The organism is Burkholderia sp. 567, assembly GCF_040545115.1.
Taxonomy (GTDB): Bacteria; Pseudomonadota; Gammaproteobacteria; order Burkholderiales; family Burkholderiaceae; genus Burkholderia; species Burkholderia ambifaria.
The window spans coordinates 58,788-81,122 of sequence record NZ_JBEPLG010000013.1; the positions used below are offsets into that span (position 1 = coordinate 58,788).

Consider the following 22,335-nt stretch of genomic DNA (forward strand, 5'->3'; position numbering starts at 1 on the left):
CACGCGTTTTCAAGCGAAAAGGCGCGCGAACTTGGCGACGCTCATGGGCTCGACGACGAAGCGTTTTCGCTCGTGTCCGGATCGTAGCCAGACCGGCGCGATGGCCGGTGAATCATCGATGATACGCCGCGCGGCGCGACGCTGCAGTGCACGCGCGGTGTTAGCAGCAGTGTCGGACGGCTGCTTGCTTGCGCGCCGATGCGGGATCGCTACACTGAAATCGTAAGGGTCTGATGGTCGTGTCTGATGGTCGTGTGATGGCAGCAGGAGCGAGGTTGGTATGACGACGGCGATGGTGAAACAGGAACTGGCGGTGGCATCCTTCAGCACGGTGTACGACCTCGAGCAGGTCGAGACCGCGCTCAACGACTTGAACGAGAGCGCGAGCGACGCACTGCGCGCCACCTACGAGCGGATGCTCAAGACGGGCAATCTGCGCTTTTGCGTGAAGCCGAACCGGATGCCGTCGTTCGACGAACTCGGCGACGCGCTGCCCAATTTCACCGAGCCGCTCGACGACGTGCGCAAGCAGGTCGCGCTGTGCCTCGAGACCGACGACCGGCTCGAACTGATGCCGATCCTGCTGCTCGGGCCGCCGGGCATCGGCAAGACGCATTTCGCGAAGGCGCTCGCGAAGCTGCTCGGCACCGCGTATCACTACGTGCCGATGAGTTCGCTGACGGCCGGCTGGATCCTGTCGGGCGCGTCGTCGCAATGGAAGAACGCGAAGCCCGGCAAGGTGTTCGAGGCGCTCGTCAACGGTAGCTACGCGAACCCGGTGATCGCGGTCGACGAGATCGACAAGGCCGGCAGCGACGCGCAATACGATCCGCTCGGCGCGCTGTACGCGTTGCTCGAGCACGACACGGCGCGCGCGTTCGTCGACGAATTCGCCGAAGTGCCGATCGATGCGGGCAACGTGATCTGGATCGCGACCGCGAACGAAGCGCAGGCGATTCCGGAGCCGCTGCTGAACCGGATGAACGTGTACGAGATCGCGCCGCCCGATGCGGCCGGCGCGCGACGGATCGCGCAGACGATCTACGACGAGATCCGCACGTCGCACGCGTGGGGGCAGCGCTTCCCCGACACGCTCGACGACGACGCGCTCGACGTGCTCGCCGCGACGCCGCCGCGCACGATGCGCCGCGCGCTGCTGCATGCGTTCGGCGCCGCGCGGCTCGACGGCCGCGACGTGATCGCGCCGTCCGACATCCGCGCCGACGAGGGGGCCGCTAAGCGCCGACCGATCGGGTTCTGAGGCGGCGGCGCACGGTTCGCGGCGCGCACGTACATGTCGATACACATGGGGTTCGGCAGGCGGGCGAACCGGGACGTACAATTCCTATCTCTCCCCTCGACGCGTGAGCGACGCGAAACGCCATGGAGCAGACGGATTGTGTGGTGATCGGCGCAGGTGTGGTCGGTCTTGCGATTGCGCGTGAGCTGGCCGCGCGCGGGCGCGAAACGATCGTGCTCGAGGCGGCCGACGCGATCGGCACGGGCACGAGTTCGCGCAACAGCGAGGTGATTCACGCGGGGCTCTACTACCCGCGCGGCACGCTGAAGGCGATGTCGTGCGTGCGCGGGCGCGAACTGCTGTACGAATTCTGCGAAACGCATCATGTGCCGCACCGGCGCATCGGCAAGCTGATCGTCGCGACGAGCGTCGCGCAGGTGAAGCAGTTGAAGGCGCTCGTCGCGCGCGCGGCGGAAAACGGCGTGCTCGACCTGCTGCCGCTCACGCGCGCCGAGGCGCAGACGCTCGAGCCCGCGCTCGACTGCGTGGAGGCGGTGTTCTCGCCGTCCACCGGCATCGTCGACAGCCACCAGCTGATGCTCGCGCTGCTCGGCGACGCGCAGCGCAACGGTGCGACGTGCGTGCTGAAATCCCCGGTCGAGTCGATCGACGTGCTGCGCGGCGGCCGCTTCGTCGTGCGCACCGGTGGCGACGCGCCGACCGAAATCGAGGCGGCGTGCGTGATCAACAGCGCGGGCCTCGGCGCGCAGGCGCTCGCGCGCCGCACGCGCGGCCTCGACCCGCACTGGGTGCCGCCGCTCTATCTCGCGCGCGGCAACTACTTCAGCCTGTCCGGGCGCGCGCCGTTCTCGCACCTCGTGTATCCGATGCCCGACCGGGGCGGGCTCGGCATCCACCTGACGCTCGACCTGGCCGGGCAGGCGCGCTTCGGCCCGGACGTCGAATGGGTCGATGCGCTGCGCTACGAAGTCGATCCGGCGCGCGCGCAGGCGTTCTACGCGTCGATCCGCGCATACTGGCCCGAACTGCCCGACGACGCGCTGCAGCCGGCTTACTCCGGGATTCGTCCGAAGCTCGCGGGGCCGGGCGAGCCGCCGGCCGATTTCATCGTGCAGGGCGGCGCGCAGCACGGCGTGCGCGGGCTCGTGAACCTGTTCGGCATCGAGTCGCCGGGGCTGACCGCGTCGCTCGCGCTCGCGCAGCGCGTCGGCGACATGACGTCGAACGCGTGACGCGCACGGGCGGCGCCGGTCCGGGTCGACCGTGCGCCCCCTCGTGTGAATTCTCTTATCTCCGGCATTTCGGCACGCACATTTGTCTGCATGGCGGTTATTCTGTCGAACGGCTGTCGACAGAACGGCTTTCAAACCAATAACGTTGGAGCGAGTCCCCCATGAAAACAACCCGTCGGAGTTTCCTGATCACGAGCATTGGCGCCGTATCCGCGCTGGCGCTGTCGCGCGAAGCGCTGGCCGATGCGCCGATGCTGTCGGAAACCGATCCGACCGCCGTGGCGCTCGGCTACAAGGCCGATGCCACGAAGGTCGACAAGACGAAGTATCCGAAATACGCAGCCGGCCAGGATTGCGCGGCCTGCATGCTGTACCAGGGCAAGAAGGGCTCGGCTTCGGGCCCGTGCGGCGCATTCCCCGGCAAGCAGGTGTCGGCGAAGGGCTGGTGCAGCGCATTCTCGAAGATGGGTTGACGTGTACAGCGGCATCGTGCGGTGCCGCAATGTGGCGAAAACCGCGAAACGCCCGCCATCGGAAGATGGCGGGCGTTTTTTATGCTTGAAAACGGTTCCGTCGCTTTCTACACTCGCTGCACACCAGCGCGCCGCGGGCCCTCCGCGCGCCGCACCGCCCGACACGGCGAATTCACGAGGACGAGGCACGCATGGCGACGATTGCGAATTCAACGAAAACGGCCCGCCCCGAGCGTGCGCTGAACCGGCGCGCGGTCGTGGCGGCCGTGATCGGCAACGCGCTCGAGTGGTACGACTTCACGGTGTTCGGCTTCATGACGGTCGTGATCGCCGAGCTGTTCTTCCCGACTTCCAGTGAATATTCGTCGCTGCTGCTGACCACCGCGACGTTCGGCGTCGCATTCTTCATGCGCCCGATCGGCGGCATCGTGTTCGGGCTCTATGCGGACCGCGCGGGCCGCAAGGCCGCGCTGTCGCTCGTGATCCTGCTGATGACGGCCGGCATCTTCCTCCTCGCGATCGCACCGCCCTATGCGGCGATCGGCATCGGCGGCCCGCTCTTGATCGTGCTCGGCCGCCTGCTGCAGGGTTTCTCGGCCGGCGGCGAATTCGGCAGCGCGACCGCGCTGCTGATCGAAGCCGCGCCATTCTCGAAACGCGGTTTCTACGGCAGCTGGCAGATGGCGAGCCAGGCGGCCGCGCTGCTGATCGGCGCACTGGTCGGCGCGGCGATCACGCGCGGGCTGTCGCACGACGCGCTGCGCAGCTGGGGCTGGCGCGTGCCGTTCATCCTCGGGCTCGTGATCGGTCCGATCGGCTTCTATATTCGCCGCCATCTCGCGGATTCCGAAGCATTCCTGCATGCACAGCAAAGCGCGCGCCGCGCGACGCTCGGCGAAGTGTTCACGCGCTATCCGCGCGAGGTGCTGTGCGGGCTCGGCTCGGTGATCGCGCTGACGGTGACGATCTACGTGCTGATCAGCTATCTGCCGACCTTCGCGGTGAAGCAGCTGAAGCTGCCGTATGCGGAATCGTTCTACGCGGTGATCGTCGGCAATCTGTTGCTGATGGTGCTGTCGCCGATCGCGGGCGCGTGGTCGGACCGCATCGGCCGCAAGGGGCTGTCGCTGTGGTCGCTCGTGCTGACGCTCGCGCTGATGTACCCGCTGTTCGCGTGGCTCGACGCGGCGCCGAGCATCGGGCGGCTGATCGCGGTGCAGGCCGTGCTGTCGGTGACGCTCGCGGGCTACTACGGGCCGTTCGGCGCGATGATCGCCGAGCTGTTCCCGGCCAACGTGCGCTCGACCGGGCTGTCGATCGCGTACAACGTCGCGGTGATGCTGTTCGGCGGGTTCGGGCAGTTCATCGTCACGTGGCTGATCAAGACGACGGGCACGCCGCTCGCGCCCACTTACTACGTGATGGCGGGGCTCGCGCTGTCGATCGTCGCCGTTGCATTCGTGCCCGCGCGCAACGCGGATCTCGACGCGCCGGACTGATCCCGCGTGCAGCGCGGGCACCGCATCGGTTCCAAGGCTGCAACAATGCGCGCGGCTTGGCCCGAAAACGGGCTGACGTGCCGCTATCGGCGCGTACAAATTGTTTAGTTGACGAAGGAAACACGCGCCGGATCGGCGAAATGGCCGTCCGCGCGTGCAGAGGCACTTTTCGCGTGTGCCAGACATCCGCAAAAACCCGCGGAAATGCGTGTAGAAGAGTTTTTTCTCCAGCTTGTTGCAGAATCGCTAGCTCAAGTAATATCCGCGTACCCGGCCCCTGGGGGACCGGTTCCGATCTGGAAACCTGGAGGAAACATGGAATACAACCGTCTGTTGCACACCCTGCGTGTTACCGCCATTGCAGGCGTGGCAGCGGCATCGCTCGGCGTCGCGGGTTCTGCATTCGCACAGATCCCGAACAAAACGCTCGTCTACTGCTCAGAAGGCAGCCCGGCGGGTTTTGATTCCGCGCAATTCACGACCGGCGTCGATTTCACGGCCGCCACGTTCACCGTCTACAACCGGCTCGTCGAATTCGAGCGCGGCGGCACGAAGGTCGAGCCGGGCCTCGCGGAGAAGTGGGACGTCTCGTCCGACGGCAAGGTGTACACGTTCCACCTGCGTCATGGCGTGAAGTTCCACACGACCGACTTCTTCAAGCCGACGCGCGAATTCAACGCGGACGACGTCGTGTTCTCGTTCGAGCGCATGCTCGATCCGAACCAGGCGTTCCGCAAGGCCTACCCGGTGTCGTTCCCGTACTTCACCGACATGGGCCTCGACAAGCTGATCACGAAGATCGAAAAGGTCGATCCGTACACCGTGAAGTTCACGCTGGCCGAACCGAACGCGCCGTTCATCCAGAACATGGCGATGGAATTCGCGTCGATCCTGTCGGCCGAATACGGCGAGCAGCTGATGAAGGCCGGCAAGGCCGCCGACATCAACCAGAAGCCGGTCGGCACGGGCCCGTTCATCTTCCGCAGCTACACGAAGGACGCGACGATCCGTTTCGACGGGAATCCTGACTATTGGAAGAAGGGTGCCGTGAAGCTGTCGAAACTGATCTTCTCGATCACGCCCGACCCGGGCGTGCGCGTGCAGAAGATCAAGCGCAACGAATGCCAGGTGATGAGCTATCCGCGTCCGGCCGACATCGCGACGCTGAAGGCCGACTCGGGCATCGACATGCCGTCGCAGCCGGGCTTCAACCTCGGCTACCTCGCGTACAACGTCGAGCACAAGCCGGTCGACAAGCTCGAGGTGCGTCAGGCGCTCGACATGGCGATCAACAAGAAGGCGATCCTCGAATCCGTCTATCAGGGCGCGGGCCAGGCCGCCACCGCGCCGGTGCCGCCGACCCAATGGTCGTACGACAAGAACCTGAAGATGCCCGCGTACGACACCGCGAAGGCGAAGGCGCTGCTTGCGAAGGCAGGCTTCCCGAACGGTTTCGACATCACGCTGTGGGCGATGCCGGTGCAGCGCGCTTACAACCCGAACGCCCGCCTGATGGCCGAGATGATCCAGGCCGACTGGGCGAAGATCGGCGTGAAGGCGAAGATCGTCACGTACGAGTGGGGCGAGTACATCAAGCGCGCGCACACGGGCGAGCAGGACACGATGCTGATCGGCTGGACGGGCGACAACGGCGACCCGGACAACTGGCTCGGCACGCTGCTCGGCTGCGAGGCGATCAAGGGCAACAACTTCTCGCACTGGTGCTACAAGCCGTTCGACGAGCTGGTCCAGAAGGGCCGCACGACGACGGGCCAGGACGCGCGCACGAAGATCTACACGCAGGCTCAGCAGATCTTCGCGCAGCAGCTGCCGTTCTCGCCGATCGCGAACTCGACGGTCTACCAGCCGGTACGCAAGAACGTGGTCGACATGCGCATCGAGCCGCTCGGCTATGCCCGCTTCGACGGTGTCGGCGTGAAGTAACACGACCCGTGTAAGCTGTCTGCAACGATCGAGAAGGCACTATTCATCCGGCGGCGGGAGGCCAAAAGCTTCCCGTCGCCGGTCGCACATTTCCCACAAGAAAATACGAGACGCATCATGTTCACTTTCGTGTTGCGCCGCGTGGGCATGGTGATCCCGACCTTCATCGGCATCACCATCCTGGCGTTTGCGCTGATTCACCTGATACCGGGCGACCCCATCGAAGTGATGATGGGCGAGCGCGGCGTCGATCCCGCGATGCATGCGGAGGCAATGAAACGGCTCGGCCTCGACCAGCCGCTGCCGCTGCAGTACATCCACTACATCGGCCGTGCGCTGCACGGCGACCTCGGCACGTCGATCATCACCAACACCAGCGTCGCGGGCGAATTCTTCGCGCGCTTCCCGGCGACCGTCGAGCTGTCGCTGTGCGCGCTCGTGTTCGCGCTCGCGGTCGGCCTGCCGGCCGGCGTGATCGCCGCGCTGCGACGCGGCTCGGCCATCGATCACGGCGTGATGGGCACCGCGCTCACCGGCTACTCGATGCCGATCTTCTGGTGGGGGCTGATCCTCATCATGGTGTTTTCGTCGTATCTCGGCTGGACGCCCGTGTCGGGGCGCATCGCGGTCGAATACGACTTCCCGCATCCGACGGGCTTCATGCTGATCGACGCGTTGTTCGCGCCGGACGAAGGCGCGTTCAAGTCGGCGGTCAGCCACCTGATCCTGCCCGCGATCGTGCTCGGCACGATCCCGCTCGCGGTGATCGCGCGGATGACGCGCTCGTCGATGCTCGAAGTGCTGCGCGAGGACTACATCCGCACCGCCCGCGCGAAGGGGCTGTCGCCCGCGCGCGTGGTCGTCGTGCATGCGCTGCGCAACGCGCTGATCCCGGTCGTCACCGTGATCGGCCTGCAGATCGGCACGCTGCTCGCGGGCGCCGTGCTGACCGAGACGCTCTTTTCGTGGCCCGGTGTCGGCAAGTGGCTGATCGATGCGATCGGCCGTCGCGACTATCCGGTCGTCCAGGGCGGCATCCTGCTGATCGCGACGCTCGTGATCGTCGTGAACCTGGTCGTCGACCTGCTGTACGGCGTGCTGAATCCGCGCATCCGCCACACGAGGTAATTCCATGAGCAATCTGCAAAACACCCTGCCGAGCGAATCCGCGCCGGCCGGCGGCCGTGCGCTCGCGCTGCGCGAGTTCTGGGCCAACTTCTCGCGCAACCGCGGCGCCGTCGGCGCCGGCGTCGTCGTGCTGGTGCTGATCCTGGTCGCGCTGCTCGCACCGCTGATCGCGCCGCACAGCCCGGTCGAGCAATATCGCGACTACGTGAAGATCCCGCCCGCGTGGCTTCAAGGCGGCAACTGGCACTTCATCCTCGGCACCGACGAAGCAGGCCGCGACATTCTTTCGCGCCTGATGTTCGGTGCGCGGATGTCGTTCTGGATCGGCTTCGTGTCGGTCGTGCTCGCGCTGATCCCCGGCATCGTGCTCGGGCTGGTCGCCGCGTTTTTCCAGAAGTGGGCCGACACGCCCGTGATGCGCATCATGGACGTGCTGCTCGCGCTGCCGTCGCTGCTGCTCGCGGTCGCGGTCGTCGCGATCATCGGCCCGGGCCTCACCAACACGATGTTCGCGATCGCGATCGTCGCGCTGCCGGCCTATGTGCGTCTCACGCGCGCGTCGGCGCTCGGCGAACTGCAGAAGGAGTACGTGACGGCGTCGCGCGTGGCCGGTGCCGGCACGGTGCGCCTGATGTTCTCGCAGGTGCTGCCGAACTGCACGGCGCCGCTGATCGTGCAGGCGACGCTCGGTTTCTCGTCGGCCATTCTCGACGCGGCCGCGCTCGGCTTCCTCGGCCTCGGCGTGCAGCCGCCGACCGCCGAGTGGGGCGCGATGCTCGCGTCCGCGCGCGACTACATCGACAACGCATGGTGGATCGTGACGATGCCCGGCCTGTCGATCCTGATTTCGGTGCTCGCGATCAACCTGCTCGGCGACGGGCTGCGCGACGCGCTCGATCCCAAACTGAAGCGGATGGCGTGACCATGAGCCAAGATCTTTTGACTATCCGCAATCTCGCGGTGAACTTCAACGGCCTGCCCGCTGTCGACCGGATCAACCTCTCGGTCGCGCCGGGCGAGGTGGTGGGCGTCGTCGGCGAATCGGGCTCGGGCAAGAGCGTGACGATGATGGCGCTGATGGGCCTGATCGACGCGCCGGGCAAGGTGACGGCCGACGAGGTCACGTTCAACGGCGTGGACCTGCTGAAGGCGTCGCCGAAGGCGCGCCGCAAGATCGTCGGCAAGGACATCGCGATGGTGTTCCAGGACGCGCTGTCGAGCCTGAACCCGAGCTACACGGTCGGCTATCAGATCAAGGAGGTGCTGAAGCTGCACGAAGGACTGCGCGGCGACGCGCTGCACCGGCGCGCGCTCGAACTGCTCGACCAGGTCGGCATTCCCGATGCGAAGAACCGCATCACGGCGTTCCCGCACCAGATGTCGGGCGGGATGAACCAGCGCGTGATGATCGCGATGGCGGTCGCGTGCAACCCGAAGCTGCTGATCGCCGACGAGCCGACCACCGCGCTCGACGTGACGATCCAGGCGCAGATCATGGATCTGCTCGTGAAGCTGCAGAAGGAGCGCGGGATGGCGCTCGTGCTGATCTCGCACGACCTGGCCGTGGTGTCGGAGGTCGCGCAGCGCGTCGCGGTGATGTATGCGGGCGAGGTCATCGAGACCAATCGCGTGCCGGACATCTTCCGTGCACCGCATCATCCGTACACCGAAGCGCTGCTCGCGGCGATTCCCGAGCACAATAAGGGGGCGCGTCGCCTTGCCGCATTGCCGGGCATGGTGCCGGGCCGCGATGATCGCCCGTCCGGCTGCCTGTTCGCGCCGCGCTGCAAGTACGTCGTCGACGATTGCCGCAAGGCGCGTCCGGCGCTCGACACGCTGGTGCCGGCCAACGATGCGATGCGTGCGCGCTGCATCAAGCCGCTCAATATTTCCAACCTCGACCTGACGGGAGGCGCACGATGAACGCAGTCCACGAAACGCGTGCCACGCCGCACGACGAGGAAGCGGTGCTGATCGCGGACGGCCTCGCGAAGCACTACTCGGTGAAGCGCGGGATGTTCGGGCAGGGCACCGTGAAGGCGCTGAACGGCGTGTCGTTCACGCTCAAGCGCGGCAAGACGCTCGCGGTCGTCGGCGAGTCGGGCTGCGGGAAATCGACGCTCGCGCGCCAGCTCACGATGATCGAGACGCCCACCGCGGGCAGCCTGGTGATCGACGGCAAGAACGTGGCCGGCGCGAACCGCGAGACGGTCGCCGACCTGCGCCGGCGTGTGCAGATGGTGTTCCAGAATCCGTTCGCGTCGCTGAACCCGCGCAAGACCGTCGAGCAGACGCTCGGCGAGCCGCTCGAGATCAACGCGAACCTGACGGCCGCCGAACGCGCGGCGCGCATCGCGCAGATCATGCGCACGGTCGGCCTGCGGCCCGAGCACGCGAAGCGCTATCCGCACATGTTCTCGGGCGGCCAGCGCCAGCGCGTCGCGATCGCGCGCGCGATGATCCTCGATCCGCGCATCGTCGTTGCCGACGAGCCGGTGTCCGCGCTCGACGTGTCGATCCAGGCGCAGATCCTGAACCTGTTCATGGATCTGCAGGAGCAGTTCAAAACCAGCTACGTGTTCATCTCGCACAACCTGGCGGTGGTCGAGCACGTCGCGGACGACGTGATGGTGATGTACTTCGGCAGCGTCGCCGAGCTCGGCGACAAGGCAACGATCTACGCGCGGCCGCGGCATCCGTACACGCGCGCGCTGATGTCGGCGACGCCGGCGATCTTCGAGGAAGACCGCCGCGTGCAGATCAAGCTGCAGGGCGAGCTGCCGTCGCCGCTCAATCCGCCGTCGGGCTGCGCGTTTCACCAGCGCTGCCCGTACGCGATCGAGCGGTGCCGTGTCGAGGAACCGCAGTTGCGCGACGTCGACGGACGCCGTGTGGCCTGCCATCGCGCCGAGGAGGTGGGGGAGGCGAATGCCTGATGGTTTGGCGGCGCGCGCGTCAGACGTGCGCCGTTCGGGGACTGGCAGCGCGCGCGTGATGCGCGCGTGCCGCAACGCACGGCGCTGGAGCGTGCGCACGGTCACGGGCGCGGCGCTGGCCGGCGCGTGCGTGGCCGCCAGCGTGCTGGTCCCGGCCGACGCCGCACGTGCCGAAGGGCGCGCGCCGTCGAGTTCGCCGATCCATCCGTCGCAGGTACCGCCGCCCGGCCTGAGCCTGCCGGGCTTTCACGCGCCGTCCGTGTCGAACGGCACGGTCGCGCGCGGCACGGTGCGCGTGCAACCTGCGCGCATGCCGTTCTATGTCGCCACCCGGGGCCGGGTCACGCTGTACGTGCTCGGCACGCTGCATACGGGCGACCCGTCCGACTATCCGAGCGCCCAGCCGTTCCGGCCGCGCATCCTCGGGGCGCTCGCCGCGTCGCCGACGCTCGCGCTCGAGCTGTCGCCGGACGATCTGCTCGAATCGCAGGACGACGTGTCGAAGTACGGCGTGTGCCGCTACCCGTGCCTGCAACGCCTGCTGCCCGAGCCGCTGTGGCAGCGGCTCGCCGCGCGCCTGCGCGGCAATCCGGCCGCGCTCGTGGAGATCCGCCGGATGCGGCCGTGGCTCGCGGCGCTGGTCGTCGAGACCTACGACTCGCTGTCGGCTGGCCTGCAGACCGAATACGGCACCGAGGCGCAGCTGCAGAACGTGTTCCTGAAGAAGAAGGGCGGCCGCGTGATCGGGCTCGAGACGCTGGCCGAGCAGATGCGCGCTTTCACCGGGCTGACGCTCGCCGAGCAGCGCGAGATGCTCGCGCAGGACATGGTGCAGACGCCGGCGCAGAACGCGGCCGACATCAAGGCGCTGCACCGGCTGTGGCAAATTGGCGACGCCGATGCGATCGCCGCGTGGGCGGTCGCGAAGAGCGAACGGCTGGCCCGGTCGAAGGCGCTGTCGGCGTCGATCGACAACAAGATCCTGTACGAGCGCAACAGGCGCTTCGTTGCACGAATGACGGCAATCGCCGCGCCGGACCGGCCGGTATTCGTCGCGATCGGCGCGCTGCATTTGGGCGGCCCGCGCGGCGTGCTCGAATTGTTGCGCCGGCAAGGATACCGGGTCGACGCGAACTGATCGCGCCCGGCGCCGCGCATCGATCCTCCCCTGTTTGATCGACGTCGCGCGCGCGGTGCGAAGCGCGTGCGCGGCCGCGCGAGCCGATAAGGAAAACCCTCGAATCCTCAGGAAATAGCGTTTAAGACCATTGACATCCCGTTCTGCGAATCTCTATTCTTCATCCCACAAGTTGAAAAAATGAAAAGAATAGATAAGTTCTACGGGGTAGCAGAAAACAAAGCGCGGGGTTAGCGTAGCCGGCACGTGATGCGCGTGCCGGCCACGGAGTGTCTGCATGCACGGCGGGGCCAAACATCGTCGGTACAACAAATGCATGCGGCAGACTTGCGGATAAGCGACGTTCCGTCGTCCGACCGGGGGAAGCAGTATTCGGGCGGCGGCGGACGTTTTTTAATCCGGAGCAGGTTTCCGGTCACCGTCGACAGACGGTTTCGGGGGGCGAATCGACAGACGGCGAAGTCCGTGGCGATCGTGCCAACAGAAAAGCGCCACCAGGGCGCTTTTTTCTTTTGTGCGGCGGTTTTGGTCGGACGGCAGCGGGGCTTGCGCGCTTTTCAAGCGTCTTCGTCGGCCTGCAGCGCGCCGGGTGCGATGACGTCGACACCGGCCGCTTCGAGCGCCGTGCGGATCCGCTTCGCGAACGCGAGCGCATGCGGGCCGTCGCCATGCAGGCAAACCGTCTGCGCATTGAGCGGCACCCACTCGCCGCTCACCGCGCGCACCTTCCGCTCGCGCACCATGTCGAGCGTGCGCGCGAGCACGGCATTCTCATCGTCGATCAGCGCGCCGGGCTGGCTGCGCGGCACGAGCGAGCCGTCCGCGCGATAGCCGCGATCGGCGAACACTTCCTCCACCGCGGCGAGCCCCGCGTGGCGCGCGGCCGCGACGAACACGCTGTTCGCGAGCCCGAACACGGCGAGCGACGGATCGAAGTCGTGGATCGCGGACACCACCGCGTCGGCGATCAGCGGGTCGCGCGCGGCCTGGTTGTACAGCGCGCCGTGCGGCTTCACGTGCGCGATGCGGCCGCCTTCGGCCTGCGCGATCGCCGATAGCGCGCCGAGCTGGTACAGCACGCCCGCGTAGATGTCGCCGGCCGGCAGCTGCATTTCCTTGCGCCCGAAATTCTCCGGGTCGTGAAAACTCGGGTGTGCGCCGATCGACACGCCTTTCTGCACGGCCCAGCGCACGCAGTCGAGCATCGCATTGGCGCCGCCTGCATGCCAGCCGCACGCGATGTTCGCCGACGTGACGAGGTCGAGCAGCGCCTCGTCCGATCCGCATCCTTCGCCGAGATCGGCATTCAGATCGATTTCCATGATGTTCGTCGTCCACGGATGGCGTGGCGCGTCCTCCTTGTTGCTTACGACATTGTCACGCCGCGCGCGATTGCTCGCGGCGGCGCGTTTCCTCGCGCATCTCGATCGCGACGTCGATCTGCCGCAGATACGCACGTTCCGCGCTCAGCGCGGCGCGCGCGGCGTCGCGTGTCGTGCGCACGAAGCGGATCGGCAGGTTCAGGCGCGCCTGCGCGAGTTTCCAGAGATCCGCATGGATCACCGTGCCGATCTTCGGATAACCGCCGGTGGTCTGCGCATCGTGCATCAGCACGATCGGCTGGCCGTTCGGCGGCACCTGGATCGTGCCGGGCAGCACCGCGTGCGACAGCAGCTCGACCGGCCGCTCGCGCACGAGCTCGGCGCCGGCGAGGCGATAGCCCATCCGGTTGCTGTTCGCGGTGACGAGCCATTCCTCGTCCCAGAACGCCTGCTGCGAATCGGCCGCGAACGACGCGTAGTCGGGGCCCGGCAGCACGCGCACGGGCATCGCCCACGGCGCGTGCGCGGGACGGTGGTGGCGGCGCGGGGGTTCGTCGACGCGCACGAACGCGCACCACATGGGCGCCTTCACGCCGAATTCGGGCGCATCGGCCGCGAGGCAGCCGGCGCCGGCCGGCGGCACGCCGACCGGGAGCCGATCGCCGTCGCGCAGCGCGCGGCCGCCGAGGCCGCCGAAGCGCGACGCGAGATCGGTGCTGCGCGAGCCGAGCATCGGCAGCACGTCGATGCCGCCCGCGATGCACAGGTAGCCGCGCATCCCGCGCTTCGCGGCCGGCAGCACGAGCGTCTGCCCGGCCTCGACCGGCAGGCTCCACCATGAATACACGGGCTTGCCGTCGAGCGTCGCGCCGAATTCGGTGCCGGTGATCGCGATGCGCGTCGCGCGCGTGAAGCGGAACGCGGCCGGGCCGATCGTGATTTCGACGGCCGCCGCGTCGGGGCGATTGCCGACCAGCCGGTTGCCGACCTCGAGCGCGAGGCCGTCGAGCGCGCCGCCCTGCGCGACGCCGAGATGGCGCGTGCCGCGGCGGCCGAGATCCTGCACGGTCGACAGCGGGCCGGCGCGGACGACCTCGATCGTGCCCGGTGCGGTGTTCTGGCTCATGTCGCGTCGACTCCGGCAATGGTGAAGCGTACGCGGTCGCCGGGCAGCAGCAGCGTCGGCTGCGCCCGCGTGGGGTCGAACAGCACGTGCGACGTGCGGCCGATCAGTTGCCAGCCGCCGGGCGACGTGGCTGGATAGATGCCCGTCTGCGCACCGCCGATGCCGACCGAGCCGGCCGGCACTTCCAGGCGCGGCGCCGCGCGGCGCGGCGTGTGCAGCGACGCATCGAGGCCGCCGAGATACGCGAAGCCCGGCTGGAAGCCGACGAAGAACACGACGTATTCGCCCCCCGCGTGGCGCGCGACGACTTCGTCGGCCGACAGCCCCGTATGCGCGGCGACGGCCGGCAGGTCGGGGCCGGCGGTGCCGCCGTATTCGACGGGAATCTCGACTTCGCGGCCCTCCGCGTGCTCGACGTCGGCGGTTTCCCACGCGTCGCGCAGCGCCGGCGTGAGCGACTCGGCCGTCGCGGCGAGCGCGTCGAACACGATCGTCAGATTGTTCATGCCCGGCACGACGTCGATCACGTCGGGCCACGCGCGCGCGACCTCGGCGACGGCCCAGACGCGGCGCTGGCAATCGAGCGTGGCGGGCGGCGGCACCTCGCAGACGAGGGCGGCATCGCCGAGCGGATAAATGCGGGGTTGCGTCATCGGACTGGCACGGTTCGGACGGCAATGTTAGCGCACATTGTCGATAAAATATCGACAACTTCCCAATAAGCGTTTTCGCCTAGCTCGTATGCCGGGCCTTCTGTCGTACACTCGGCACACCCTGTCATCCGGCTTGCGCCGCCTTTCCATGAAGCGTCCTGCGACCAAGATCGTGTCATCCGAACACCTCGTTTCCGAGTCGAGCGCCGAATTGTCGGAGCTCGAATACGGCCTCATCATGGCCGGCAACGCATTCAACCGATGGATGGTGCGCTGCATGTCGGCCGCGGGCGCGAAGGACATGACGGCGGTCGAGGTGTCGCTGCTGCATCACGTGAGCCATCGCGAACGCAAGAAAAAGCTCGCCGACATCTGCTTCGTGCTCAATATCGAGGATACGCACGTCGCGACCTATGCGCTGAAAAAACTGATCGCGCGCGGCTATGTGAAGAGCGAGAAGAGCGGCAAGGAAGTGTTCTTCTTCGCGACCGACGCGGGCCGCGAGCTGTGCCTGAAGTATCGCGAGGTGCGCGAGCATTGCCTGATCGAGACGCTGAAGGACAGCGGCCTCACCAACGCGCAGATCGGCGACGCGGCGCAACTGCTGCGCCACGCATCGGGCCTCTACGATACGGCCGCGCGCGCGGCGGCCTCGCTGTAAACGATTGCGAACGGGACGGTGAACGCGGTGACGCGCGGCATGCGGCTGGCGCGGTGTCGCGCGCCGCGTCATCCGGCGGCCGGGTAAAGCGCGGCGTCGGTCACGATCCAGCCCATTGCGAGGTCGTGCGCCTCGGCCGGCAGCGCATCGACGCGGCACGCTTCATACGCGATGCCGACCGTCACCGGCAGCGTGTCGCCCGGCCACACCGCGAGCGTGCGGTCGTAGTAGCCGCCGCCATAGCCGAGCCGGTAGCGCTCCAGATCGAATCCCACACACGGAATCAGCAACAGGTCGGGCACGACGACGACCCCCGACGCCGGCTCCGGAATCCGGTGATGCCCTTCGCGCATCGGCGTGTGCGCATCCCACGCATGGAACGCGAGCGGCGTGTGACGCTCGCCGATCACCGGCAGCGCGGCACGGCGGCCGGTGCCGGCCGCGGACCACGCGAGCACCGCGTCGCGCGCGTCGAATTCGCCCGGCAGCGGCCAGTAGAAGCCGACCGTGCGCGGTGCGAGGCGTTCGAGCAACGCGCGCAGCCGCGCGTCGAGCGCGGCGTTCACGGCGGGCTGCGACGCGGCGTCGCGACGCGCGCCGGCCAGCGTTTTACGCAGTGCAACCTTCGGGTTCGGCACAGGGTTGCATGCTATGCTTTCGCTCAATTCGTGCTCCATTCAAAACGATGTCGAACAGCCTTTTCCGAGTATATCGCGCGGTCGCGCTCACGCTTTCCGCCGCCGCGCTCGTCGCGGGCACGGCCGCGTGCGCCGCACCGGGCGACGACACGCTCGCCGGGGATGACCAGATCTTCGTGCAGCTTCGCGAAGCCGCACGCCGCAACGACGCCGCGAAGGCCGCGCAGCTCGCGTCGATGATCCCGAACTATCCGGTCCCGTCCTACGTCGAGTATTTCCAGATCAAGCCGCAGTTGTTCGATTCGACGGGCCGCGCACGTGTCGACGCGCCCGACGCACCGGTGCAGTCGTTCCTGCAGCGCTACGACGGCCAGGCGATCGCCGACCGCATGCGCAACGACTACCTGCTCGTGCTCGGCGCGCGCCACGACTGGCGCAACTTCGACGACCAGTACAAGCGCTTCGTGCTCGACGACGACACGCAGGTCAAGTGCTACGCGCTCGAATCGCGCGCGGCGCGCGGCGAGAACGTCGCCGACGCGGCACGTGCGCTGCTCGTCGAGCCGAAATACTACGGCGACGCCTGTGTCGACCTGATTACGGCGCTGACGGTCAACCAGCAGTTCACGAGCGACGACGTGTGGCAGCAGGCGCGCCTCGCGTACGAGCAGAACTACACGACGCTCGGCGGCAAGATCGTCGACGCGCTCGGCGCGCGCCCGGTCGGCTTCGACCAGGCGACCAGCGCGCCGCCGCTGTATCTCGCGCGCGGCGTCGGCCCCGACGCGGCGTCGCACCAGCTCGCGCTGATCGCGCTCGGCCGCATGGCGCGCAACGATCCGGACGCGGCGGCCGGGATGCTGACCTCCGTCGCCGGCTCGCTCACTAAGCCCGAACAGGCGATCGCGTGGGGCGCGATCGGCTACCAGGGCGCGATCAAGCGCTCGCCGCTCGCGTCGGTCTGGTATGCGAAATCCGCGAACGCGCAGCTGTCGAACCCCGGCTACGAATGGCGCACGCGCGCCGCGCTGCTCGCCGGCAACTGGCCGATGGTGCGCTGGTCGATCGAGCAGATGCCGCCGTCGCTGCGCGAGGATCCGGCGTGGATCTACTGGCATGCGCGCGCGCTCAAGCAGAGCGGCGACACGCTGCAGGCGAACCAGGAATTCGAGCAGGTCGCGGGCCAGTACAACTTCTACGGGCAACTCGCCGGCGAAGAACTCGGCCAGCGCACGAGCATTCCGCCGCGCACGAAGGTGAGCGACGCCGACATCGGCGCGATGAGCAAGATCCCGGGCTTCGCGCTCGCGCAGCGCTTCTATGCGCTGAACCTGCGCCTCGAGGGCAACCGCGAATGGAACTGGCCGCTGCGCGGGATGACCGATCGCCAGCTGCTCGCGGCCGCCGAATACGGCAAGCGCGTCGACCTGCTCGACCGCACGGTCAACACGGCCGACCGCACGAAGGCCGAGCACGACTTCACGCTGCGCTACCCGTCGCCGTACCGCGACATCGTCGAGCGCTATGCGCAGTCGTCGGGCCTCGACATCGAATGGGCGTACGGGCTGATCCGCCAGGAATCGCGCTTCATCACGAACGCGCGCTCTTCGGTCGGCGCGGGCGGGCTGATGCAGCTGATGCCGGCCACCGCGCAGCTCGTCGCGAAGAAGCTCGGGATGGGCACGATCACGCGTGCGCAGATGCACGACATCAATACCAACATCCAGCTCGGCACCTGGTATCTGGCGGACATCTACAACAACTTCGACAGCTCGCCGGTGCTGGCGACCGCCGGCTACAACGCGGGCCCGGGCCGGCCGCGCCAGTGGCGCCAGGTGCTGACGCAGCCGGTCGAAGGCGCGATCTTCGCGGAGACGATTCCGTTCAACGAGACGCGCGACTACGTGAAGAACGTGCTGTCGAACACCGTCTACTACGCGGCGCTCTTCGAGGGCAAACCGCAGTCGTTGAAGAAACGCCTGGGCATGATCTCGCCCTGATCCGCAATCTTCATACTGCCGTGCGACACGCGGCAGTATGCTCGAGGGGCTGTCCACGCTCATGACGGGCCAGCCCCGTCTATGATTCTCCTGGTCAGGGGCGCGAGCGTGGCCGGTCGCACTGCGGCGTCGCACGTCGCTCGTCAGGCTCGGCCGGACGGCGCACCCCGCTTCTTGCACGCGACCGAAGGAAGTCCCGCTGGGACAGCCGGCCCGTCTCGTTCGCAAGCCCGTCATCAGCGTGAACCGCCCGTTGGAGGACTCGACCATGGATCGCCAGACCATCGCGCTGCTGGGCGGCACCGGCTTCATCGGCAGCCGGCTCGTCAATGCGCTGATCGACGCCGGCAAGCACGTGAGGATCGGCACGCGGCGGCGCGACCACGCGCGCCACCTGCAGATGCTGCCGGTCGAGATCGTCGAACTCGACGCGCTCGATACGCGCACGCTGGCCCGGTTCGTCGCCGGCGCGCACGCGGCCATCAATCTCGTCGGCGTGCTGCACGACGGCCGCGGCACGCCATACGGGCCCGGCTTCGAGCGCGCGCACGTCGCGCTGCCGGCCGCGCTGGCCGCCGCATGCGTCGAAGTCGGCGTGCAGCGCGTGCTGCACATGAGCGCGCTCGGCGCCGATTCGCACGGCGCGAGCATGTACCAGCGCTCGAAAGGCGACGGCGAGGCCGCGCTGCATGCGGTCGCGGCAACCGATTCGCTCGCGCTGACGATCTTCCGCCCGTCGGTCGTGTTCGGCCCCGGCGACACGTTCCTCAACACATTCGCGAACCTGCAGCGCACGCTGCCGGTGCTCCCGCTCGCGATGCCCGACGCGCGTTTCCAGCCGGTGTTCGTCGGCGACGTCGTGAGCGCGTTCGTCAACACGCTCGATCTCACGGCCGCGCACGGCAAAACCTACGAGCTCGGCGGTCCGACCGTCTATACGCTCGAGCAGCTGGTGCGCTATTGCGGCACGCTGGTCGGCCGGCAGGCACGCATCGTGCGGCTGCCCGACGCGCTTGCGCGGCTGCAGGCGCGCGTGTTCGAATGCCTGCCCGGCGAGCCGGTGATCACGCGCGACAATCTCGCGTCGATGTCGGTGCCCAACGTGCTGTCAGGGCCGCTCGCGCCGGAACTCGGGCTGTCGCCCGCGAGTCTCGAGAGCATCGCGCCCGCGTATCTCGGTGACGGCGCGCAGCGCTCCCGCTTCGACTGGTTCCGCTCGCGCCGCTAGGCGTCGCGGGCAGCCGCTTTCCGTCATTCACTTTCGCGCCTTTCGGAACACCGCCATGAAACTCGTCATTGGAGACAAGAATTACTCGTCGTGGTCGATGCGGCCGTGGCTGCTGCTCGCGCATTTCGGGATCCCGTTCGACGAGATCGCGATCGAGCTGCGCCGCGACGACACGGCCGCGCGCATCCGCGAGTATTCGCCGACCGGCAAGGTGCCGTGCCTGATCGACGATCACGGCACCGCGATCTGGGATTCGCTCGCGATCGCCGAGACGCTCGCCGAGCGCTATCCGCAATTCCCGATGTGGCCGGCCGATCCGCTGGAGCGCGTGCACGCGCGCTGCATCTCGGCCGAGATGCACTCAGGCTTCGCCGCGCTGCGCACGCAGATGGGGATGAACGTGCGCGCGTCGATGCCGGGGCGCGGCGCGACGCCCGATGCGCTGGCCGACGTCGCGCGCATCGACGCGCTGTGGAGCGCGTGCATCGAGGCATCGGGCGGGCCATTCCTGTTCGGTGAATTCGGAATTGCCGATGCGATGTATGCGCCGGTCGTGATGCGCTTCAACACGTATGCGCCGGCGCTGTCGCCGGAAGCGGCCGGGTATGCCGCGCGCGTGACCGCGCTGCCGGCGGTGCAGCGCTGGATCGACGCCGCGCGCCGCGAAACCAACGTGATTGCCGAATACGAACCGAACCCATGAACATCTACGCAGTAGGCGGAGCGATCCGCGACGAATTGCTCGGCGTGCCGGTGCAGGACCGCGACTACGTGGTGGTGGGCGCGACGCCCGAGCAGATGGTCGCCCAGGGCTTCCGGCCGGTCGGCAAGGATTTCCCGGTGTTCCTGCATCCGGACACGCAGGAGGAATATGCGCTCGCGCGCACCGAGCGCAAGACGGCGGCCGGCTATCACGGCTTCCAGTTCTACTTCGCGCCGGACGTGACGCTCGACGAGGATCTCGCGCGGCGCGACCTGACGATCAACGCGATGGCGCGCGAAGTGAGCCCGGAGGGCGCGCTGGTCGGGCCGGTGATCGATCCGTTCGACGGACAGGCCGACCTGCGTGCACGCGTGTTCCGGCACGTGGGCGACGCGTTCGTCGAGGATCCGGTGCGAATCCTGCGGATCGCGCGTTTTGCCGCGCGCTTCGCGGATTTCACGGTCGCGGACGACACGCTCGCGCTGATGCGCCGCATGGTCGACGCCGGCGAAGCGGACGCGCTGGTGGCCGAACGCGTGTGGCAGGAAATCGCGCGCGGGCTGATGGAGGCGAAACCGTCGCGGATGTTCGCGGTGCTGCGCGAATGCGGCGCGCTCGCGCGCGTCCTGCCCGAGGTCGACGCGCTGTGGGGCGTGCCGCAGCGCGCCGACTACCACCCGGAAGTCGACACGGGCGTGCACGTGATGATGGTCGTCGACTACGCGGCGAAGCAGGGCTACTCGCTGCCGGTGCGCTTCGCGGCGCTCACGCACGATCTCGGCAAGGCGACGACGCCCGCCGACGTGCTGCCGCGCCACGTCGGCCACGAAGGCCGCAGCGTCGAGCTCATCAAGCCGTTGTGCGAGCGGCTGCGCGTGCCGAACGAATGTCGCGATCTCGCGCTGGTGGTCGCGCGCGAGCACGGCAACCTGCATCGCGTGATGGAAATGGGCGCGGCCGCGCTGGTGCGGTTCTTCGAGCGCAGCGATGCGCTGCGCAAGCCGGCGCGCTTCGCGGAGATGCTGCAGGCGTGCGAATCGGATGCCCGCGGCCGGCTCGGGCTCGACACGCAGCCGTATCCGCAGGCCGAGCGGCTGCGCGTGGCGCTGGTGGCGGCGCGCAGCGTCGACGCGGGCGCGATCGCGCGCGGTGTCGGCGACGATGTGATGCAGATCAAGGACGCCGTGCATCGCGCACGGGTCGAGGCCGTCAAGCAGGCGCTGGCGATCGGCGAATAGCACGGAAGAAACGGGTGGCGCGGTGCGTCGCCCGGCCGCTCGCCGTCATTGCTTCGTGCGGGCGGTGGCTCGGCGGGCCGGGGTGGCGGCGGCCGGGCGTTTGCCCGTGGTCGCGCGCGGCTTGTCGGCAGCGGGCTTGGCCGCCACGCGGGCAGGCAGGTCGGCGGCAGGCGCGGCCGCGTTCGCGGCGTGCTCTTGTTCGCGTTTCTGCGCCGGTTCGCGGCGGCTCACGCGCGGCTCGCGCGGCGTCGGGCCGGCATCGCGTGCGGGCGGCCTGATTTCCATTGTCGCGGATCCGAATTCGGCGCAACTGTCGTCGAAGAGCGGCAGCGTGCCGACCGCGATCAGTTCGGCCGGCCCGTCCCCGACATTCGCGACGCGATGGCGCTTGCGCGCGTCGAAGTGCAGCGAGTCGCCGGGCGACAGCGGGTAATCCTTCTTGCCGATCGTGTAGCAGACGCGGCCGGTCAGCACGTACACGAACTCGTCGCCGCCGTGCGCGACCCATTCCGAACGGTAGCCCTCCATCATCCGGACCTTGAGCGCGTGGATCTGGCTGCCGTCGAAGGTGGTCGACAGCCGTTCGTACCATTGCGACGTGGCGTCGACCGCGTACGGTTCGCGGCGGCCCGCGCGCGAGTCGGGCTGCGCCTGGCGCGGCTGCTCGATCAGCGTGCCGAGCGGCACGTTCAGCGCCGTCGCGACGTTGACGAGCGACGACAGCGAGATCCCGGTGAGATTGCGCTCGACCTGCGACAGGAATCCGATCGACAGGTTCGCCTCGGTCGCGACTTCCAGCAGCGTCTTCTTCGCTTCCCGGCGCAGGCGCCGGATGCGCTGGCCGATACGCATGAGGTCTGAATCCATGAATCTCTTTCGTGACAACGAGTCGGGAGGCGAGCGGAAGGGCGGTGCAGCCGCCGGGACGTTGCGTTCCGCGAAGCGCACGACGCACGGCCGTCGGGACGGCGATGCCGGCGCATTGTACCGCGCGGTGGCGCCCGCACGACGCCACGCCGCGCCCTGGCCGGGCCGCCGTCGCGCCGTGCCGGGCCACCCTCGCGCCGTGCCGGGCCACCCTCGCGCCGTGCCGGTAATTTTAGCCCTACGAAAATTTTGGCTTGACCTCAATTTGAGCGTGCTCTAGATTCTGTC

At 67.9% G+C, this 22,335-nt stretch carries 21 protein-coding genes; 15 read left to right on the forward strand and 6 right to left on the reverse strand.

Annotation, left to right across the window (positions count from 1 at the left end; genetic code table 11):
• Positions 1-9 precede the first annotated feature (9 nt).
• The gene (locus tag ABIC50_RS29615; protein WP_354168525.1) at positions 10-330 is read right to left on the reverse strand and encodes a hypothetical protein; all 321 of its coding nucleotides are present in this window, start codon (positions 328-330) and stop codon (positions 10-12) included.
• On the opposite strand from ABIC50_RS29615, the gene ABIC50_RS29620 reads away from it, so the two are divergent.
• From ABIC50_RS29620 to ABIC50_RS29665, 10 genes are all read left to right on the forward strand, one after another.
• Positions 281-1,261, forward strand: coding sequence for an AAA family ATPase (locus ABIC50_RS29620; RefSeq protein ID WP_105831977.1), 981 nt, complete (start codon positions 281-283; stop codon positions 1,259-1,261). The genes ABIC50_RS29615 and ABIC50_RS29620 overlap by 50 nt on opposite strands.
• Positions 1,262-1,383: 122 nt before the next feature.
• Complete coding sequence (locus ABIC50_RS29625; protein ID WP_175745360.1) at positions 1,384-2,493, forward strand: NAD(P)/FAD-dependent oxidoreductase; 1,110 nt, start codon at positions 1,384-1,386, stop codon at positions 2,491-2,493.
• Between the two features lie 161 nt (positions 2,494-2,654).
• Positions 2,655-2,966 (forward strand): high-potential iron-sulfur protein, encoded by a 312-nt coding sequence (locus ABIC50_RS29630; RefSeq protein WP_006751923.1) that lies wholly within the window; start codon positions 2,655-2,657, stop codon positions 2,964-2,966.
• 191 nt (positions 2,967-3,157) lie between these two features.
• Positions 3,158-4,465: an MFS transporter gene (locus tag ABIC50_RS29635; RefSeq protein ID WP_105831975.1), complete on the forward strand. Its 1,308-nt coding sequence runs from the start codon at positions 3,158-3,160 to the stop codon at positions 4,463-4,465.
• A 315-nt stretch (positions 4,466-4,780) separates the two neighbouring features.
• On the forward strand, positions 4,781-6,409 hold the full coding sequence (locus ABIC50_RS29640; RefSeq protein ID WP_175657080.1) for an ABC transporter substrate-binding protein: 1,629 nt from the start codon (positions 4,781-4,783) through the stop codon (positions 6,407-6,409).
• 117 nt (positions 6,410-6,526) lie between these two features.
• A complete protein-coding gene (locus ABIC50_RS29645; RefSeq protein WP_011658160.1) occupies positions 6,527-7,537 on the forward strand; it encodes an ABC transporter permease subunit in 1,011 nt (336 codons plus the stop codon).
• A gap of 4 nt (positions 7,538-7,541) precedes the next feature.
• Positions 7,542-8,459 carry an ABC transporter permease subunit gene (locus ABIC50_RS29650; RefSeq protein ID WP_354168436.1) on the forward strand — a complete coding sequence of 306 codons (918 nt, stop codon included), beginning with the start codon at positions 7,542-7,544 and terminating at the stop codon, positions 8,457-8,459.
• A gap of 2 nt (positions 8,460-8,461) precedes the next feature.
• Entirely contained in the window at positions 8,462-9,460 is a 999-nt protein-coding gene (locus tag ABIC50_RS29655) for an ABC transporter ATP-binding protein (RefSeq protein ID WP_105831971.1), read from the forward strand.
• Entirely contained in the window at positions 9,457-10,473 is a 1,017-nt protein-coding gene (locus ABIC50_RS29660) for a peptide ABC transporter ATP-binding protein (RefSeq protein WP_138847009.1), read from the forward strand. The genes ABIC50_RS29655 and ABIC50_RS29660 overlap by 4 nt, the downstream gene beginning before the upstream one ends.
• A complete protein-coding gene (locus ABIC50_RS29665) occupies positions 10,466-11,611 on the forward strand; it encodes a TraB/GumN family protein (RefSeq protein WP_011658156.1) in 1,146 nt (381 codons plus the stop codon). The genes ABIC50_RS29660 and ABIC50_RS29665 overlap by 8 nt, the downstream gene beginning before the upstream one ends.
• Positions 11,612-12,168: 557 nt before the next feature.
• Here ABIC50_RS29665 and pxpA read toward each other — a convergent pair.
• From pxpA to pxpB, 3 genes are read right to left on the reverse strand one after another with little or no spacing between them, the layout of a single operon-like run.
• Complete coding sequence (gene pxpA / locus ABIC50_RS29670; protein ID WP_354168438.1) at positions 12,169-12,933, reverse strand: 5-oxoprolinase subunit PxpA; 765 nt, start codon at positions 12,931-12,933, stop codon at positions 12,169-12,171.
• Positions 12,934-12,988: 55 nt separating this feature from the next.
• Entirely contained in the window at positions 12,989-14,059 is a 1,071-nt protein-coding gene (locus tag ABIC50_RS29675; protein WP_138847010.1) for a 5-oxoprolinase subunit C family protein, read from the reverse strand.
• Positions 14,056-14,712, reverse strand: a complete 657-nt coding sequence (gene pxpB / locus ABIC50_RS29680; RefSeq protein ID WP_175665935.1) for a 5-oxoprolinase subunit PxpB — start codon at positions 14,710-14,712, stop codon at positions 14,056-14,058. The genes ABIC50_RS29675 and pxpB overlap by 4 nt, the downstream gene beginning before the upstream one ends.
• 148 nt (positions 14,713-14,860) lie before the next feature.
• On the opposite strand from pxpB, the gene ABIC50_RS29685 reads away from it, so the two are divergent.
• Positions 14,861-15,373, forward strand: coding sequence for a winged helix DNA-binding protein (locus ABIC50_RS29685; protein ID WP_006751934.1), 513 nt, complete (start codon positions 14,861-14,863; stop codon positions 15,371-15,373).
• Between the two features lie 68 nt (positions 15,374-15,441).
• On the opposite strand, the gene ABIC50_RS29690 is transcribed toward ABIC50_RS29685, so the two are convergent.
• Complete coding sequence (locus tag ABIC50_RS29690) at positions 15,442-16,050, reverse strand: 5-formyltetrahydrofolate cyclo-ligase (protein WP_354168440.1); 609 nt, start codon at positions 16,048-16,050, stop codon at positions 15,442-15,444.
• 8 nt (positions 16,051-16,058) lie between these two features.
• Here ABIC50_RS29690 and ABIC50_RS29695 point away from each other — a divergent pair, with 8 nt between their 5' ends.
• The 4 genes from ABIC50_RS29695 (at position 16,059) to ABIC50_RS29710 (ending at position 21,180) form a co-directional block, all read left to right on the forward strand.
• A complete protein-coding gene (locus ABIC50_RS29695; protein ID WP_354168442.1) occupies positions 16,059-18,011 on the forward strand; it encodes a lytic transglycosylase domain-containing protein in 1,953 nt (650 codons plus the stop codon).
• Between the two features lie 268 nt (positions 18,012-18,279).
• Positions 18,280-19,239, forward strand: a complete 960-nt coding sequence (locus ABIC50_RS29700) for a complex I NDUFA9 subunit family protein (protein ID WP_354168444.1) — start codon at positions 18,280-18,282, stop codon at positions 19,237-19,239.
• Between the two features lie 55 nt (positions 19,240-19,294).
• A complete protein-coding gene (locus ABIC50_RS29705) occupies positions 19,295-19,942 on the forward strand; it encodes a glutathione S-transferase family protein (RefSeq protein WP_012364913.1) in 648 nt (215 codons plus the stop codon).
• Positions 19,939-21,180 (forward strand): multifunctional CCA addition/repair protein, encoded by a 1,242-nt coding sequence (locus ABIC50_RS29710; protein ID WP_175696903.1) that lies wholly within the window; start codon positions 19,939-19,941, stop codon positions 21,178-21,180. The genes ABIC50_RS29705 and ABIC50_RS29710 overlap by 4 nt, the downstream gene beginning before the upstream one ends.
• A gap of 45 nt (positions 21,181-21,225) precedes the next feature.
• Here the strand turns inward: ABIC50_RS29710 and ABIC50_RS29715 are convergent, their stop codons facing one another.
• Positions 21,226-22,047: a helix-turn-helix domain-containing protein gene (locus ABIC50_RS29715; RefSeq protein ID WP_354168445.1), complete on the reverse strand. Its 822-nt coding sequence runs from the start codon at positions 22,045-22,047 to the stop codon at positions 21,226-21,228.
• Between the last annotated feature and the right edge of the window lie 288 nt (positions 22,048-22,335).